Source organism: Streptomyces sp. NPDC037421 (assembly GCF_055602105.1).
Genome location: NZ_JBVJWV010000022.1, coordinates 55,392 through 71,267, shown reverse-complemented (window position 1 = coordinate 71,267; position 15,876 = coordinate 55,392). Strand labels below are relative to the sequence as shown.

Here is a 15,876-nt window from a genome sequence, read left to right as displayed (position 1 = left end):
CATGATGGTGACAGGGACGCTGGAGGACGGCGCCGCCTACGAAGTCCAGATCACCGGCCGCGAAGACCGGCCGGTGATCGGATCCCGCCGCGTGCGGGCGCTGGTCGAGCAGTACATCGGACAGCCGGTCCTGCTCAGCCCGCTCGGGCCCCGGCGCACACTGGAACCGACGGACAAAGAAGCCGTGATCGCAGTGCTTCGGCAGCACACATGGGTTGTGGAGGTGTCCTAGGCTGCTCCTGACACCCAGGCGACGCGGAGGAGCAGCAGTGGCTAGGACACGGCACGTCGTGCGCGAATCAGTCGTGCCGCCCTGTGCTTCGCTGCTCGTCTTCGCCGCCGTGGTGCTGCCCGGAAGCGGGCTCAGCGCACCGCGCTTTGCGGCGGGGGCCGCGGCCTACCTGCTCACGTCCGTAGGGCTGCACGTCCTCGTCCGGCAGGTCCAGAGCGCGAGGCAATAGCACCTCAGACCGTAATGGCGAAGACCCAAAGGTGCGGGTCCGGGCCCGGCAGGATCACGTAGTGGACGATGGTGGTGCGCGTCGTGATGACGCGCACCGACTCGTCCATCTCGTACTTGTCGGCCTGTGGCCAGGCCCACGGGTCGGCGCACGCACGCAGTACAGCCTCGTGCAGTTCCTCGCGCTCGGGTACGGGAAGCTGGCGGATCGTCTGACCGACGTTGGCGGCGAACCGTGCGGGGACGGAGGTCACCGGCCGAAGACCTCCGCCATGCTCATCGCTCCGTCCTCAGTCCGTCCCGCAGCGTTCCACTGCGCGAACGCCCCGCGAGCGAGTTCCTGAGCACGGACTTCCCGGCCGCCGCCAGGGGTCTGGGCCGCGCGCAGCACTGCGGCAACGTACTCGTCGACTGGAAGGCCGCAGCGGTCGGCTTCCGCTTCCACCTCGGCCACCAGGACGTCGTCCATGGACACGGTCAGCGTAGTCATGCGTCGAGGGTAGCGAGCGAGCCGCAGCCGTGGCAGGGGATCAGCCCGAGACGTTAGGCGGCTCCGGCCCGGATCTTCCGCCCGTGGACTACGCATACGCCGTGAAGACGCTGCCCCAGCCCAACGCCCCGGCCCAAAAGGAGCCGACCGAGCCCCCGCCGCCGGAGCCCGAACCCCCTCAGGGAGACGACGCGCGCCCTTGGGCTGGCGACCTGTACGACGAGGGTGACGAGACGGACCCCGCGCAGGCATTCGCTGCGTTCTCCGGGCAGGCCGGAGAGCAGGCGTGGCTGGACAAGGCCGAGGACGGGACCCTCACCGGATGGGTGCGCGATGAGACCGGCCAGGTGTGGCGGTATGCGGACCCGGACGCCTGGGCGATCGACGTGGACGACTCGGGCATGGCGCAGACCGGCGGGACGGGCGCGAACCCGGCAGGAGGAGCGCCGGCCCCGGCACCCGGCGCGGGCACGCCTCCGCCGTCCGAAGAGGCCCCACCGCTGGACTTCGGTACCGCCGACGAAGTCGTACCGGCTGCGGAAGGCCCCGTCGCCGATCCGGAGGAACCGGCCGACCCTGCGGCCGAGGACGAGCTCGCGGCGGAGACGGACGAGGAAGAACCGGAGGAGGACGAGGAAACCGAGGACGAGAACCCGTTCGGCAAGGGTAAGAAGGCGAAGCCGTGATCGGGCTCGGGGAAGCCCACGGCGTGGGGACCACAGGACACTAGCCGTCCCGTGGGGGCACGGTGCGGACCGCTGAGACGTCCGCCAGGAGGAACCCACCGTGCCCCGAACCCCGCCGTCGCCCAACACCCCAACCCGCCGTCCGCCTCTGAACAAGGGCGTCGTCCGCGCCATCTACGCCGTCACCGGCGTCGTGGACGAGGTGCAAGACCTGATCGTCCCTGGTGCGTTCTCCCGGACGCTCTCCGCGCGCAGGGTCAAGGCCGCCTGGCACCACGAGTGGAAAGACCCCGTGGGCACCGTCTTGGACGTCGAGGAGTGGCTGCCGGGTGATCCCCGCTTCGCCTCGATACCCGGCGGCCTGGTCTGGCCGCGCGAGGCCGGCGCGTTGGTCGCCACGGTCCAGTACAACCTGCGCACCACCCGAGGGCGGGACACGTACGAGCAGGTCAAGCAGTGGCACGACAACGGGGAAGCCCAGTTCTCTATCGGCTACAAGGTCGTCACTGGCGGGGCGTCCAAGCGTCACGACGGGGTCCGCATCATCCATGACCTGGACCTCTACGAGATCAGCCCGGTCCTGCACGGCGCCCACCCCATGACGCGTTCCTTGGAGGTCAAGGCCACGGCCACGGCCAGTGAGGGCATGGAGCACAAGGCCACCTGGTCGGCGGTCGAACTCAAGGCAGCCGAGACGGAGACCGGCCGCGGAGCGATGGTCGCGCTACGCCTCCCCGCGGATGTGGCGGCGCAGCTCGCTCACTCGGAAGGAACCCCCGCCGAGCACCTGCACATCACGCTCGCCTACCTCGGAGATGCGGCAGCCCTCGGCGGCGCCCCGGACGACCTCCGTAACACCGTGGCCTCGGCAGTGTCCGGACGGGGCCCGCTCAACGGCACTGTCGGCGGTATCGGCCGGTTCCCCGACACCGGAGATGGTGAGCCCACGTGGGTACCGGTGGACGTCCCTGGCCTGGCCGAGCTGCGACAGCGGATCGTGGACGCGCTCGCCACCTCCGCGTACGCGGACAAGGTGCGTACCGAGCACGGCTTCACGCCGCACATCACGCTGGGGTACGACCTTCCCGATGTCCCGCCGGTCGCAGCCACCCCTGTGACCTTCGACCAGGTCGCCATCGTCCGCGGCTCGGACACCGCGCTGATCCCCCTGGGCGAAGCGGAGGCGACGGCTGTTCTGCCGCCGGCCACCGGCGCCGCCCCGGCCGTCCCCCAGCAGGCGCCTCCCGAACCCGTCGAAGCGAAGTCCGCCGCGCAGGTCGTGATCGAGGCGAAGTCGGCCCGCCTTCCCGCCTTCACCGGCCGCATGGCGCGGCACAAGTCGGCGGCTCAGGTCGTCCTTGAAGCCAAGTCCGCCCACCCGCTTCCGGAGAATTCCATGCACGCACCACTGCCCGTCTCCTACGAACAGCTTCGATCCCGGCTCGGGGAAGCCGCCCGCGCCCTCCTGGCGCCCGACGACGACGAGCTCTTCGTGGCCGTCGAGGCGACGTACCCCGACCGTGTGATCGTCTCCATCAACGCCCGGGACCAGACCACGACCTACGGCATTCCCTACACCGTGACCGGTCGCGACATCGACCTCGGCACCCCTACTCCGGTCGAGCTCACCACGGTGGCGCTGCCCATCACCGGCGACTCCCACGCCGTCGAGGGCGACGAGGTCATCGACGCCCGGTTCGTTCAGCCGACCGCCGCCGCCCTCCAGGACGCCACGGCGCTCATCGAGGTCTCGGGCGCGCGGTCGCAGCACCTTCAGCACCTCAAGCCCACGATCAGCAACCTCCTTACCTCTCTGGCGAAGAAGGGCCTCCCCATGACCGAGCGCGAGAACGACGTCCCGTACGGCTCGTCCCTGAACCTGTGGGACAGCGACTACGAGATCACGGACGGCTGGGATGACGATGATGACGAGCAGTCCGCGGAGGAGACCGGAGAACCGGCCACCGCTGTTCCCAGTGGGAACACGAGCGCCGAGGCTGCGGTACCTGGTCCCGAGGCCGTACCCGACGACGAGGACCAGGAGGACGACCTGGAAGCCGACAAGGTCCGTCTCAACACCGACGAGGTGAAGGCGATGCTGGCCGCACTAACCCTCTGACCTGCATAAACATCTCCCTCCCGGACGCAGATGCTTTCGTGCCCGGGAGGCCGAGACGTTAGCCCCCCTACTCCCCTTGCATACGTCTCGCGTTGAGGCGTCCCGGTGCTGGCCGGGCGAGCGACGCACGTCATCGCCCGTCCAGCACAGGAGAGTGCATTCCCACCATGGCTACCGCCACCGACAAGAGCCTCATCCGGTCCCTGAAGTCGCAGCTCGCCGAGAAGTCAGCAGAAGCCGAGCGCATCGCCGGCACCTTCAAGGAGGAGGGCGGCGCCTTCGTGGTCAGCACGGAGCAGCGCAACGCCTACGTCAAGGCCGTCAAGGACGCCCAGGAGATCAAGGGCCTGCTCGACGCGACCAACGGCGCCGAGTCCTTGAACGGCTACCTCGACGCTCCCGAAGGCGCGTCCTCGGCCGGCCAGTTCTACGGCACGCCGAGCGGCCCCGAGTACAAGAGCCTCGGCGACATGTTCGTGGAGTCCGAGGCATACAAGGCTGCGGCCCGCGCCGACTTCAAGGACCGCCCGTTCATCCGCGCGGAGATGGAGGGCAAGTCCATCTTCAGCCTCTCCGCCGGCACCCACACCACCCAGGCGCTCGGCGGCGTCCAGGATCTCGGCATCACCGAGGCCCAGCGCCGGAAGTGGCACATCCGCGACCTCTTCCCGTCCGCCAAGACCAAGAACGCGGTCCTCGTGGGCATCCGCGAGACCGGGTGGGTCAACAACGCCGCGCAGGTCGCCGAGCGCCGGGCAGCCGACGGCATCTCCGCGCCGACCGGGCTCGACAGCGACGTGTTCGGCCGGGCGCCCCGCTCGAAGCTGAAGCTGGAACCGGTCTCCTTCCCGATCGCCGAGATCGCGCACATGCTCGACGGCCACAAGAACATCCTCAACGACGAACCCCGGTTGAAGCAGTTCATCAACTCGCGGCTCATCGAAGGCATCAAGTTCGCCGAGGACTACGACCTGCTGCACTCGGCGGGCGGTGACGGTACATCCATCACGGGCCTGTTCAACACGCCGGGGGTCCAGCAGTACACGGGACGGAGCAGCGACAAGTACAGCATCCAGATGCGCCGCGCCATGACCAAGGCGCTCCTGGCCGAGTACGAGCCGACCGGTGTGGTCCTCTCCCCCAGCATGTGGGAAGAGGTCGAAGTAGAGACCGACGACACCGGCGCGTTCCGGGTCGCGCTCCAGGTCGCCGTCGGCGCGCAGAAGAAGGTCTGGCGGATCAACGTGGTCGAGACCACGGCCATGCCGGACGGCCAGTACCTCCTCGGCGCCTTCGGGATGGGCGCTCAGCTCTACGACCGGGAGAACGTCTCCGTCACCGTGTCGAGCGAGAACTCGGACAACTTCGAGCGTGGCGTCCTCACGTTCCGCGCCGACGAGCGCCTGGCCCTGGAGGTCAGCCGACCCGAGTCGTTCGTGATCGGTACCTGGACCACGCCCACTCCCTGAGTCTGCCCTACCCATATGCCCGCCCCGGTCAGCCGGCTTCTCCACCCGCGTGGCGCAGAAGCCGGCTGACCGCCGCACATCTGGAAGCGAGGACTGCCGTGGCAGACACCAGCGGGCTGCTCGCGGCCCTCTCCCAACTCACCGATGCCCCTCCGGCCCCGCGCGGCCCCCGGTGCACCGTCGGCACGATTCTCGACACCCTCGACACAGACACGGCGCTCAAGGTCCGGGACGTGCTCGACAACCCGACCGTCTCCTCCACGCAGATAGCCGACGCCCTGACGGGTGGCGGCCACCCCGTGCAGGCCCCGGCCGTTGCCCGACACAGGCGCCGCGGCGGCTCGAACGGATGCCGGTGCCCGCGATGAGCCTCTCCGACCACCTTGACGCGCTGCTCGCCCCCGCGTCCGCCGCGCAGACCGTTCCACCGGAGACGACTCGCCCCGCCCTCACGGCCCCCAAGGGCTGGGAGCCCGGCGTCCGGTACGAACCCGGCGGCATCATGCTCGTCACGGCCCCCGCCGCCGACACCCCCCCGCAGGACGAAGGCGGCTGGCGCGCCCGCGTGGAAGCGCTCGGCCTGGCAGTACCCGACGGCTACCGCGTCCGCCTCGTAGAGGCCCGGCACGACCCCGCCGCCTGGCACCGCGACGCCCAGGGCGAGGACGCCGTCACCCGCCCCGTGTGGCGCTGCCGCTACCTCATCGAGCCCGCCACGCCCGGCTGGGCCTCCGCCGAAGACCTCAACACCCTGATCCGCGACGTGATGCGGCGCCGCCGGAAGCCGCGCACGGCCCCCGAACAGACCGCACGAGCCCTCGCCGTGGTGTACGCCGACCCGCAGGCCGGAAAGGTCGGACGAGACGGCGGAACCAAGGAGCTGATCGGCCGGGTCGCCGAGCGCTTCGACCGCCTGGAGGACCACCTCCGCGACCTCAGAAAGATCGGGCGCGCCCCGGACTCGGCGTACTGGCTCGACGCCGGCGACTGCATCGAAGGCTTCGAGAACGTCGCCTCCCAGGCATTCACCAACGACCTCACCCTCACGCAGATGGTGCGCGTCCACCGGCGCCTGACCCTCGCGGGCCTGGACCGGCTCGCCACCGCATTCCCCCGCGTCGTCGCAGCCACCTGCGGCAGCAATCACGCTCGTGTCCGCCGCGGCAAGGACCCCGTCGGCCCGCCCGAAGACGACTGGGGCATCGAGGTCATGTCCCAGATCGCCGACGCCTACGCACGGAACACGGACGCGTACGGGCACGTCAGCTTTGTCACTCCCGAGCCGTGGCGGGACTCTCTCTCGCTCGACATGGCCGGAACCATCGTCGGCCTCAACCACGGCCACCAATACGCCCGGCCGGAGAAGGCCGCGGACTGGTGGAAGGGCCAGACCTTCGGCCGCCAGCCCATCGCCGACGCCAAGATCCTGGTCTCCGGCCACTTCCACCACTTCCGCGCGCAGCAGCTCGGCGCCGGCCGTCTGTGGGTCCAGGCGCCCACCCTCGACAACGGGTCCGACTGGTACGCCATGCGGTCCGGCGAGGTGTCCCAGCCCGGCCTGCTCGTCTTCTCCGTCACCGCAGACGGCTGGGACGACCTCCGCATCCTCTGACCGCGACCCAAGCAAGCCGAGTCCGGCACTCTGCGCACCCGAACACCGAGAAGGAGAAACCCCATGGGCCTGTACAACGCCGCCGGCACCCGCATCACCAAGGCCGGCTTTCCCGCCACCCCCGTCAGCGACCCCTACCTGAAGGTCACCTCGGACGTCTACGCGACCCGCACCCACGACGAGGGCAGCCGCCCCAGCGACAGCCGAGACGCCGTCCCTGAGGGATCCATCAAGACGCTCAAGTACAAGGCGGGGGCCGTCCTGCGGCAGTCCCAGGTCGACGCCCTATTCCCCCCGGCGACCATCGCGACCATCAGCCCGACCACCGGGCCCGCCGCCGGCGGCACCGTCGTCACCATCACCGGCACGAACCTGGACGGCGTCGCAGACGTCAAGTTCGGCAGCACGGCCGGGACCGCCCTGAAGGTGCTCTCCTCCGGCCGCCTCCAGGTCACAACCCCGGCCGGTTCGACTGGGGCCGTGAACGTGGTCGTCGGCGACGAGGCCGGAGCTGTCACCAAGACCACCGGCTTCACCTACGCCTGATTCGGCGCCGCGCGCCGTTGCTGCCCGGTCGGGCGGCAACGGCGCGACGCAAGCCTCCTCGGCGGGCCACAGTCACCGCCCACGCCCCCATACGGCAGGAGGAACTGTGCCGCCCCGCACCCGCAAGACCACCTCGGAGGACGTCGAGCAGACGCCCGAGGACGCTCAGACGGCCGAGACCGCGCCCACGGCTGAGGAGCCCGAGGCACCCGAGGCACCCGAGAACAAGGCCGTCCCCGCCGACGTGGAGACGAAGACACCGATCGTCGCACCGCTCGAACCGCCCACGCAGCCGGAACCGGTTCCCGAGCGGGATCCGCTGACCACGGCACAGCAGCTGCTGCCCGCCGAGCTCGGCGACCTCATCGTGGACGACTCCACCGGCCAGCCGCCCACAGACCCCGACAGCGTCTTCGTGCCCGTGATGCCGTACGGCAGCACGCTCCGCTGCACCGTGCGCCTGGTCGAGCACGTCGGCCTCGGGACCTACCGAACCCCCACCACGCGCCTGCTCGTGCCCGTGGGCGCCGAGCTGAAGCGCGACCAGGCCGCCCGCGTTGTCGCTCGACTCCGTGAGCAGCTCAACCCGGCACCGTCCGCCGAGTAAGGAGCATCTGGTGGCGGTGAACACCCCCATGACCTTCCGACCGCCAGGCGGTCCGTTCGAGGGGAAGCCCATATGACGATCCCCGCGGGCATCAAGGCGGTAAGGGTCACCGGCCGGTTCCGGCGCCCGGACGGCTCTCCGTACAAGGGGTCCGTCGTGTTCCAGGCGCCGGTCATGATCGAGCTGGAGCAGGCCCTCACGATCATCTCGGGCCGAGCCACCGTCGACTTGGACGAGAACGGAGAGTTCTCGCTCCTGCTGGTCGCGACGGACAACCCGGGCATGGACCCGAGCGGCTGGGTGTACACCGTCACCGTCGTCCTGGACGACGGCACCACTCGTACGGGCTCCGTTGCGCTGTCCTCCACGGACACCGAGATCGACATCACCAAGTTGATGCCCGCCGACCCGGCCCAGCTCAACTACGTCCCGGTCAAGGGCGACCGCGGGGCCAGCATTCTGTCCGGCGCGACCCGGCCGACCGCCGCGAACGGCACCCTCGGTGACTTCTGGATCGACACCACCAAGACCGACGCCTGGCTCCTCTACGGCCCCAAAACCACCGATGGCTGGCCCCCGGCCGGCCTGCCCCTCGGCCCCGTAACCACCTGGCGTCTCCGAGACCTGCCCGATCCGACGGTCGCCGACGCTGTCTACGCCGGCCCGGCGCCCACCATCAGCACCGCCCAGACATCCACTCCTGCCGCTGGGCACATCAAGTACGCCCCGGATCCGGTCGCCCTGTCCGGCACTGACCGCCGCGGCATGTTCACGTGGGCTGGCGCGGGGAACATGGCGATCGGTGTCGGCACCCCCGACAACACGTACGTCCTGCCGCTCTCCCGCTACCCCAACACGTACACCTCAGGACAAAGCGGTTGGTCCGTCGAGTTCGGCACCGACACCTCGTCCTTGCAGCTCCGTTTCAAGCACATCTCGCCGAGCACGATGTTCCGCCTGTCCATCGACGGCCGGAAGGTCAGCGACCTCATGCAGCCCTCCGGCGGGGTTACAGCTGGCCAGGGGCTCTCTCACCTGCTCACGATCGACTTCGGCAGCAGTGCACCGAGGCGTATCCGCCTCGACTTCTCCACCATGCCCTTCGGTGGGATCTACCTACCTCCCACCGCGCACATGTGGCAGGTCCCTCTCCAGGGCGGTCGCTGCATGGTCCTGGGGGACTCCATCTCCGACGGATCCGCCCTCAACACCGGCGGGGCATGCGGAACCTGGGTCGACCGCGTCGGCCGCATGCTGGGATGCACGGATCTCTGGCGGGAAAGCCGCGGCTCCACCGGCTACGTGGCCACTGGCACCACCGCCACCTTCGGCACTCGCGCTGAGGTTGACGTGATCCCGTGGGAGCCGGACCGCCTCATCATCTGGGGCGGCTACAACGATGCCTCGTCCAGCCAGGCGCAGATCGCTGCCGCAGCCGCCACTCTCTTCGACCGGATCAAGACCGCCCTACCCCGCTGCCAGGTCTACGTCATCGGCTGTTGGTCGCCCACCGGCTCGCCGGCCGCCGCTCACACCAACACCACCGCCACCCTGCGCACCGCGGCCGCCAACGCCCGGTTCCCGTTCGTCTCCCCCCAGACCGGCCAAATCTACGACGCTACTGGCACCCTCGTGGCCACACACGGCCCGTGGATCACTGGTACCGGCAACGCCGGATCCCTCAAGGCGGACGGCAACGCAGACCTCTACGTCGGCTCCGACACCGTCCACCCGACCGACGCCGGCCATGCCTACCTCGCCCGCCGCATCTTGGCCTTCCTGCGCACCGTCATGCCCGCCTGAACCGAAAGGGAGGCCCATGGCCACCTACACCTACCAGCCGGTCCACGCTGGCCTCGTATGCGACCCGGTCTCCGACGGCGGCCAGGTCAACAGCCTGGTGCTGTACTCCGGCCCAGAACGCGAGGGAGCACCGATCGTTGCCTCGACCGGCGTCTCCCGGCTCGCCGACGGGCGCTACTCCTTCACTCTGCCGGACGGGATCCCCGACGGCCGGTACTGGGCCGTGGCCTCGTTCATCCCTTCCCAGGGACAACCGTCCGTCACCGACCGGACCGTCCGGCTGGACCTGCCATCCGGAAGCGGCCTGATCGTCTCCCCGGAGCAGGTCGCTGATGAGCTGGGCCTTCCCCTGCCTCTGACCGCGGCGCAGCGCGAGGCGCTCCGCATCGACATCGGCAAGGCGCAGGCCGACGTCTCCGGATACCTGGGGCGCCCGATCATCCCGCGCCCGCACGTCCTGCGGGCCGTGTCCCCACTCTTCGGCTACGACCTCTCCGACGCCCGCGCCTGGCCCGCCTCGTCATACGACGACATCACCACCGTCCTCAGCTACACCCCCACCGCCGACGGGCACTACGACGTGCGGCTCCTGGTCGGCCTCCACGCGGCCGAGGAGGAGCCCATCGTCCGGTACGTCCTGGCGCACGCCGCCGAGATGATCCGCAACAAGCCAGGCGGCGGGGACGGCGAGCGGCGGGTCACCTCGGTATCCGCCGAAGGCCAGTCGGTCAGCTACGACTCGGCCCCCGTCGCGGGGCAGGCCGGCGCTCTGCCCGCCCTGGACTCCCTGTCGGGGTACCGCAAGCGGCTCTACCGTCCGATCGTCGGCGCACCTGCTGTGGCCTGGCCGTACGGCCGCGGCCGCCGTTACGGCCGGTGGTGAGCGACCATGGCCGTGCTGTTGCCCGACCGGGCCCTGACCGCGTACGTCCTGACCCACCCGTGGGGTAGGGACGCTCACGGCGTGCCCGTGCCGCCCCCGCCGGATGCCCGGCCGGCGGCCCGGGGAACGTGGCCGGGAGCCGCGAACGAGCAGGCCGACGGCTCGTGGACGCTGCGCGTCGCCCCGGCGGCCTGGCCGCTCGAACCCGGCGACGTCCTCGGCGACGGCACCCGTACCTGGACCATCGTCACCGCGCTCCTCAAGCAAGTCCCTGGCTACGGTGCGGCCGACTACATCGCCGTGGTCGCCACCCTCAATCCCCCGGAGGTTCCCTGATGGCGAAGTTCCACCCCGAGCCCGGTCTGGAGGCGAAGCTCGCCCACCTGATCGCCCCGAAAGTCCACGAGATCGCGCGAGAGGTGGAACGGCAGGCCAAGGTCTTCGCCCCACCCACGAAGAAGTGGATCACGGTAGCGGACGACAAGGTCCGGCCCACGCACGTCTCAGCGCACGGCCAGGAAGTGCCCGCCAACCTCCGCTTCAAGATCAACTCGATGCAGTGGGACCGCGATCACCGCGGTGTCGGCCCACTCACCTACATGAAGGCGCCCCGCGACGAGACCTCCAGGGCCGTGGCCAACCTGAAGAACTGCCGGTGCCACGCCCGCACCATCCCGGACGGCATCTCGCGGAACATCAGCACCCGGCCCCCCGTGATCGCGGGCAGCACCGTAACCGTCAAAGTCGTCGCCACGGGTGAATGGGTGGTCCCCGCTGAAATCGGAACCGTCTACCCCGGTGGCCTGGAGGCGAAGGGGGCCTACTACATGGCCCGCGCGGCAACCGCCGTGGCTGCCCGGCGCTGACCTGTTCCCACTGGGAACAGCGCGCAGAGCCAGCACGCGACACAAGCCGCCTGGTGCTGCACTGTTCCGCCCCATGACGACCACCAGGAAGACCAGCACCCTGACCGCCGAGCCGGACAGCAACGACATGACCACCACCCCCGAGCCGCTTCCGGTCATCGGCCCGCCTCTCCGTGACGGCCAGACCCCGGAGAAGGTCCGCTTCGCCCACCACCTGCGGATCGCCGGCCGTGACTACCAGCCCGGCGACACTGCTCTCATCTCGCCGGACTACGCACGCCAGCTCCGCGGCAACGGCTACCTCGCCCGCGAGCGCGGCTGACGATGAGCGACGCCTACGCCATCGCGGACGTAGACCCGGTGGCCGTCGTCCTCGCCTGGCTCGCCGAGCACCCCAAGGTGACCGAAGTGCTCGGCGGGCCGGGTCGCGTTTCCGGAGCCCGGGAAGCTCCCTGGCCCCACCTGAGGGTCGCCCTCGGGCCTGGCGGCAACATGGGCGACCTCACGTGGGTCACCGAGCCTGAAGTATCGCTGGAGGTGTACGGCGACCCCGGTGGCTGGCCGGGGCCCGCTGCGCTCAACCGCATCCTCAAGGTCTGCGCCGTGGCCGCTGCCGAACTCCCCGCCGCCACGCCCGCCAGCGGGCGCCCCGTCGTCAGCGCGGTGCGCCCCTCCGGCGTCCTCCTCGAATCCCCCCTGGAGACAGGCCAACCCCGCTGGGTGATGGGCCTGCTCGTCACGCTTCACCCCAACCCGGAGACCTCGTGAACTTCGCCGGCCGCGCCACCGTGTCCCTCGCCCCCGCTGGCACCCCCACGACCGACAGCGAGGCCTGGACGACCATCGGAACCGTCACCGACTTCCAGCTCGACGGCGGCAGCCTCTCCGCTGACGACCGCACGGGCCCGGCGACGACAGACATGAACCTGACGGTTAAGGCCCTGATCCATTACGTGCCAGCCGAGGTCTTCATACCCGTCGAATGTCTCCGGGCCCGCAGGGCGATCGAGGAGCGAGCCCAGCTCCTTCGCATCCTGCGCATGCTCGCGGAAGCCCGACGCCAGCCCGCCGTCCATCCGTGCCCGCTGCCGTTCGGAGCCCGGGACGCTAGTTAGGTGCCCTCCCCATCGTGGCCCGGCCCCTATCACCTGGCCACGAGGAGTACACCGCCATGGCTGGCGAGATCACCAACGCCACACAGATCGTCGTCCCCGCCCGAACCCGAGTCTGGCTCGCCACGGTCGGTACAGCAGCCCCGGCCGACGCCACCGTCGCCATGCCGACGGGCTGGTACTCGGTCGGCCTCACCACAGAGGACAGCCTCAAATTCAACGAGGAGCCGCAGTTCGAACAGGTCAAGAGTGCCCAGACCGACTTCCCCTCCCGTACCTTCCAGACCTCCGACTCGGCCACGGTCGAGGTGGACCTTCAGCAGTGGAACTCGAAGAACTTCAAGGCGGTGTTCGGCGGCGGCACGATCACCGAGATCACTCCCGCCGGCGGAGAGCCCGGGGCCAAGCACTACAAATTCGCTCCGCCGCGAATCGGCGGACGATCGGAGATCGCGGCCTGCATCGAGGTCATCGACGGCGGCAAGACCTACCGATACATGATCCCGCGCGCGATGCAGATGGAGGGAGTGCAGACCGACCTCCAGAAGGCGAAGGAAGCAGTGCTTCCTCTACGCCTGGCCGTCCAAGGTGGCGACGACGCAGACGCCTGGTACCTGCTCACCAACGACCCCGCCTTCGCAACTGCCCCCTGACCTACGCGCGCCCATCTTTACGCCGTAAAGACTTGGCCCCCACCCTCAGTGACTGAGGGTGGGGGCCAAGTCTTTACGGCGTAAAGATGTCGCGTCACTACGCTGCCGCGTAGAGGCCCATAGCCGCGGCGATCTTCCTGTACTCGATGGAGGCGTCCTCGTTCGGCGCGAACATCGGCAGCGGAATCTGAGCCGAGTAGGCACCCGGGACCTTGACGCTTCGGCGGACCGTCGGTGTCAGCACCATGTCGCCGTAGGCCACTCGAAGCTGTGCTTCAGCCTGCAAGAACACCTTGCCCTGGTTCTTGTCCGTGACGCCCTCGCCCACCACGACCCACCGGAGTTTCGGAAGAGCGCCGAGGTACTTGAAGTCGTGCCTCAGACTCGTGATCTTGCTCTCCAGCTCTGTGAGCGCACGGATCTCCTTCTCCTGCGACTTCACACATGCCATGACCTCGTCCGTGCAGAGCAGCACGCCGGTGACGATCAGCTTCAGGTCCCCCGGGCAGTCGATGAAGACCACGTCGAAGCGGCCACGAAGAGACGTGATGTGCTTCAGCAGCCACAGCTCCCGGGCCTGCTCCCCAGCCATACGCAGATCGAAGTTGTCCAGTTCGCGCGAGGCGGGCACAAGCCACAGCCGGGGGATGACCTCGCCGCCCTCACCCTTGCGTGCGGGGACGAGTGCTTCCTCCAGAGTTCCAAGGCCGTCCACGACGTCCCACAGGGTCAGCAGGTTCTCGTCAGCGTCAGGGTCGTCGTAGCCGAGGATGTGGCTCGCGTCTCGCTGGTCGTCAGCGTCGATGACCGCGACTTCAAGACCTGATTCCGCTGCCAACGCTGCGAGGGCAGTGACTGACGTCGTCTTGACGGAGCCGCCGCTCTTGTTGCAAGCGGCGATGATCCGGGTCTTCTTCCCAGTGTCCTCTGGGATCGTCAGGGCGCTGGGGGCGAAGCTGCCGCCGGGAGCAGTGGGGTCGGTCATGAAGGGTTCTCCGGGTTCTATGCCGTCGCTGTAGCAGCGAGAAGGTCCCGCTCGTGCGCGGCGGGGGAGTAGCCGGCGTGCTTGGCGAGCCACTGAACGTAAGCGCGAACGCTCTCGTCGCGCGCCTGGGACATCGCGTGGATTTCGCAGTGGGCAAGAGCCAACGCCAACGCTGCTGTGGTGCGGCCGGGGGTGTAGTCCGAGCCGGACAGCACGATAGCGAAGTCCGTACCCGTCGTGGAGCCCTCCTGCCCATCCAGCCATGTCTGAGCCAACGCCCGAGCCTGCTCGGCCGCAGCCGGGTTCAGCATCGCCGCGAGCAGGATAGGCGTGACGTCGTCCCCTTCGTCACCGGCCCCGACGGCCAAGCGGCAGGCTGCCTGACGGCCAGCAGACTCTGCGGACTCGAACGAACCATGTTCCGGCTTGTTCTCCGAAGCTGGGGTGGCGAGCGGTTCGCTGGACGGCGTCTGGACAGGAATGACAGGCGGCTGCTTCTGCTCGGAGTCGGTCTGGGTGACACTCTGCCGGGAGGGCTGTGCCGCCTTCTTCTCTGCCTTCTGTGCACGCTTGGCCCTCAGCTGTTCACGCGCCTCCGGCTGCTCCTCCTTCGGCTTTCGCCCGAGTACGCGCGCATCCTCCACCAGCAACTTCCCGGCCTCGACTTCGGCCTGGAACTCGGGGGTCAGGTTCACCAGCTTCAACCGCTGGCTGACCCACCCCTCGCTCTTGCCCAGCCTCTCGGCGACTCGCACGTTCCGCTTGTAGACCGCGAGGAGGTCGGCGACGGTGCGGGCCTCCTCCATGGGCGTAAGGTCCACCCGCTGGATGTTCTCGACCAGCGCGATGGTCGCGATGTCCTCACGCGTAGTAGCCCGGGTGTTGACCGTGAAGGGGATGTCCTCTTCGCCAGCCACCTCGGATGCGCGGTGCCGGCGGTTGCCGTTGACGGCCACGTACGGTGTGCCAGCGACGAGGCTCGCATGCTCAGGGTAGGCGGCGGCAAAGGTCTCGGAAGGGATCAACGTGATCGCGGTCGTGACGCCAACCTCTCGGATGCTGGCGGCCAGCTCCTCGACCTCGGTGAGCTCATCGCGCGGATTCTCAGGGTTGCGAATGATCTTGCTCAGGGCCATCCGCGGCGATTCGTAGCCTCCGCTGATGCCCTGCGCCTCAAGCTCGGCCCGTTTCCTGTCCGCAGCCTCCTTGGCCAGCTTCGCTTCCTGCTCTTTCGCCCGGAGCGCCCTGCGCTCCGCGATCGACAGGGTGTTCTGCATGCCGGTGGGGGTGGTCATTTGGGGCTCCGAAAGAGAGGGGTCGACGTAGTGGCCACGGCCGGAGCTTAGCGATCGGCGAACACGAGGAGGCTCAACGAGGAGCCAGTCGGCTCACTTCAACGACGTGAATATCCCTTTGATGGCGATTTACAACCAGGGTGAGAGGCCGGATCTTTACGCCGTAAAGAAAATCTTGGCCCGGATCCTCGGCGAGGAGGTACGCAGTGCCAGGCGTGCCCTGCTGCCCGGGACCTAAGCGCATAGGCGTGTCTACCTTCCTGCTCCTCGTCACCGAACAGGAGAGGCCC

The 15,876-nt window shown here is 69.0% G+C and carries 21 protein-coding genes; 17 read left to right on the top strand and 4 right to left on the bottom strand.

What is annotated here, in order from left to right; genetic code table 11:
* The first annotated feature begins 1 nt into the window (after window position 1).
* Together ACZ7IF_RS26935 and ACZ7IF_RS26930 are read left to right on the top strand one after the other, a co-directional pair.
* Window positions 2-232: a hypothetical protein gene (locus tag ACZ7IF_RS26935; protein WP_470976178.1), complete on the top strand. Its 231-nt coding sequence runs from the start codon at window positions 2-4 to the stop codon at window positions 230-232.
* A 58-nt stretch (window positions 233-290) separates the two neighbouring features.
* On the top strand, window positions 291-461 hold the full coding sequence (locus ACZ7IF_RS26930) for a hypothetical protein (RefSeq protein WP_470976175.1): 171 nt from the start codon (window positions 291-293) through the stop codon (window positions 459-461).
* 4 nt (window positions 462-465) lie between these two features.
* Here the strand turns inward: ACZ7IF_RS26930 and ACZ7IF_RS26925 are convergent, their stop codons facing one another.
* Window positions 466-714, bottom strand: coding sequence for a hypothetical protein (locus ACZ7IF_RS26925; protein WP_470151549.1), 249 nt, complete (start codon window positions 712-714; stop codon window positions 466-468).
* Window positions 711-950 carry a hypothetical protein gene (locus ACZ7IF_RS26920; RefSeq protein WP_470151548.1) on the bottom strand — a complete coding sequence of 80 codons (240 nt, stop codon included), beginning with the start codon at window positions 948-950 and terminating at the stop codon, window positions 711-713. Before ACZ7IF_RS26920 ends, ACZ7IF_RS26925 begins: the two co-directional genes overlap by 4 nt.
* An 83-nt stretch (window positions 951-1,033) precedes the next feature.
* Between ACZ7IF_RS26920 and ACZ7IF_RS26915 the strand changes: the two genes are divergently transcribed.
* From ACZ7IF_RS26915 to ACZ7IF_RS26845, 15 genes are all read left to right on the top strand, one after another.
* Window positions 1,034-1,636, top strand: a complete 603-nt coding sequence (locus ACZ7IF_RS26915; RefSeq protein WP_470976171.1) for a hypothetical protein — start codon at window positions 1,034-1,036, stop codon at window positions 1,634-1,636.
* 100 nt (window positions 1,637-1,736) lie between these two features.
* Window positions 1,737-3,755 (top strand): HK97 family phage prohead protease, encoded by a 2,019-nt coding sequence (locus tag ACZ7IF_RS26910; protein ID WP_470976168.1) that lies wholly within the window; start codon window positions 1,737-1,739, stop codon window positions 3,753-3,755.
* 167 nt (window positions 3,756-3,922) lie between these two features.
* On the top strand, window positions 3,923-5,224 hold the full coding sequence (locus ACZ7IF_RS26905) for a phage major capsid protein (protein ID WP_470976165.1): 1,302 nt from the start codon (window positions 3,923-3,925) through the stop codon (window positions 5,222-5,224).
* Window positions 5,225-5,322: 98 nt separating this feature from the next.
* Window positions 5,323-5,592: a hypothetical protein gene (locus ACZ7IF_RS26900; RefSeq protein ID WP_470976162.1), complete on the top strand. Its 270-nt coding sequence runs from the start codon at window positions 5,323-5,325 to the stop codon at window positions 5,590-5,592.
* On the top strand, window positions 5,589-6,836 hold the full coding sequence (locus ACZ7IF_RS26895; RefSeq protein WP_470976159.1) for a hypothetical protein: 1,248 nt from the start codon (window positions 5,589-5,591) through the stop codon (window positions 6,834-6,836). Before ACZ7IF_RS26900 ends, ACZ7IF_RS26895 begins: the two co-directional genes overlap by 4 nt.
* Before the next feature lie 63 nt (window positions 6,837-6,899).
* A complete protein-coding gene (locus ACZ7IF_RS26890; RefSeq protein WP_470976156.1) occupies window positions 6,900-7,382 on the top strand; it encodes an IPT/TIG domain-containing protein in 483 nt (160 codons plus the stop codon).
* A gap of 106 nt (window positions 7,383-7,488) precedes the next feature.
* Window positions 7,489-7,989 (top strand): hypothetical protein, encoded by a 501-nt coding sequence (locus tag ACZ7IF_RS26885; protein ID WP_470976150.1) that lies wholly within the window; start codon window positions 7,489-7,491, stop codon window positions 7,987-7,989.
* A 72-nt stretch (window positions 7,990-8,061) separates the two neighbouring features.
* The gene (locus tag ACZ7IF_RS26880; RefSeq protein ID WP_470976143.1) at window positions 8,062-9,792 is read left to right on the top strand and encodes an SGNH/GDSL hydrolase family protein; all 1,731 of its coding nucleotides are present in this window, start codon (window positions 8,062-8,064) and stop codon (window positions 9,790-9,792) included.
* Window positions 9,793-9,808: 16 nt separating this feature from the next.
* Complete coding sequence (locus ACZ7IF_RS26875; protein ID WP_470976140.1) at window positions 9,809-10,675, top strand: hypothetical protein; 867 nt, start codon at window positions 9,809-9,811, stop codon at window positions 10,673-10,675.
* A 6-nt stretch (window positions 10,676-10,681) separates the two neighbouring features.
* Entirely contained in the window at window positions 10,682-11,011 is a 330-nt protein-coding gene (locus tag ACZ7IF_RS26870; RefSeq protein WP_470151529.1) for a hypothetical protein, read from the top strand.
* Window positions 11,011-11,541, top strand: coding sequence for a hypothetical protein (locus ACZ7IF_RS26865; protein WP_470976137.1), 531 nt, complete (start codon window positions 11,011-11,013; stop codon window positions 11,539-11,541). The genes ACZ7IF_RS26870 and ACZ7IF_RS26865 overlap by 1 nt, the downstream gene beginning before the upstream one ends.
* Window positions 11,542-11,614: 73 nt before the next feature.
* Window positions 11,615-11,863 (top strand): hypothetical protein, encoded by a 249-nt coding sequence (locus ACZ7IF_RS26860; protein WP_470976134.1) that lies wholly within the window; start codon window positions 11,615-11,617, stop codon window positions 11,861-11,863.
* 2 nt (window positions 11,864-11,865) lie between these two features.
* On the top strand, window positions 11,866-12,309 hold the full coding sequence (locus ACZ7IF_RS26855; protein ID WP_470976131.1) for a hypothetical protein: 444 nt from the start codon (window positions 11,866-11,868) through the stop codon (window positions 12,307-12,309).
* Window positions 12,306-12,656, top strand: coding sequence for a hypothetical protein (locus ACZ7IF_RS26850; protein WP_470976128.1), 351 nt, complete (start codon window positions 12,306-12,308; stop codon window positions 12,654-12,656). The genes ACZ7IF_RS26855 and ACZ7IF_RS26850 overlap by 4 nt, the downstream gene beginning before the upstream one ends.
* A 56-nt stretch (window positions 12,657-12,712) precedes the next feature.
* On the top strand, window positions 12,713-13,306 hold the full coding sequence (locus ACZ7IF_RS26845) for a phage tail tube protein (RefSeq protein WP_470151520.1): 594 nt from the start codon (window positions 12,713-12,715) through the stop codon (window positions 13,304-13,306).
* 97 nt (window positions 13,307-13,403) lie between these two features.
* Here the strand turns inward: ACZ7IF_RS26845 and ACZ7IF_RS26840 are convergent, their stop codons facing one another.
* Window positions 13,404-14,291, bottom strand: a complete 888-nt coding sequence (locus ACZ7IF_RS26840; protein WP_470976125.1) for a ParA family protein — start codon at window positions 14,289-14,291, stop codon at window positions 13,404-13,406.
* Window positions 14,292-14,308: 17 nt separating this feature from the next.
* Window positions 14,309-15,586, bottom strand: coding sequence for a ParB/RepB/Spo0J family partition protein (locus ACZ7IF_RS26835; protein WP_470976123.1), 1,278 nt, complete (start codon window positions 15,584-15,586; stop codon window positions 14,309-14,311).
* Window positions 15,587-15,876: the final 290 nt, after the last annotated feature.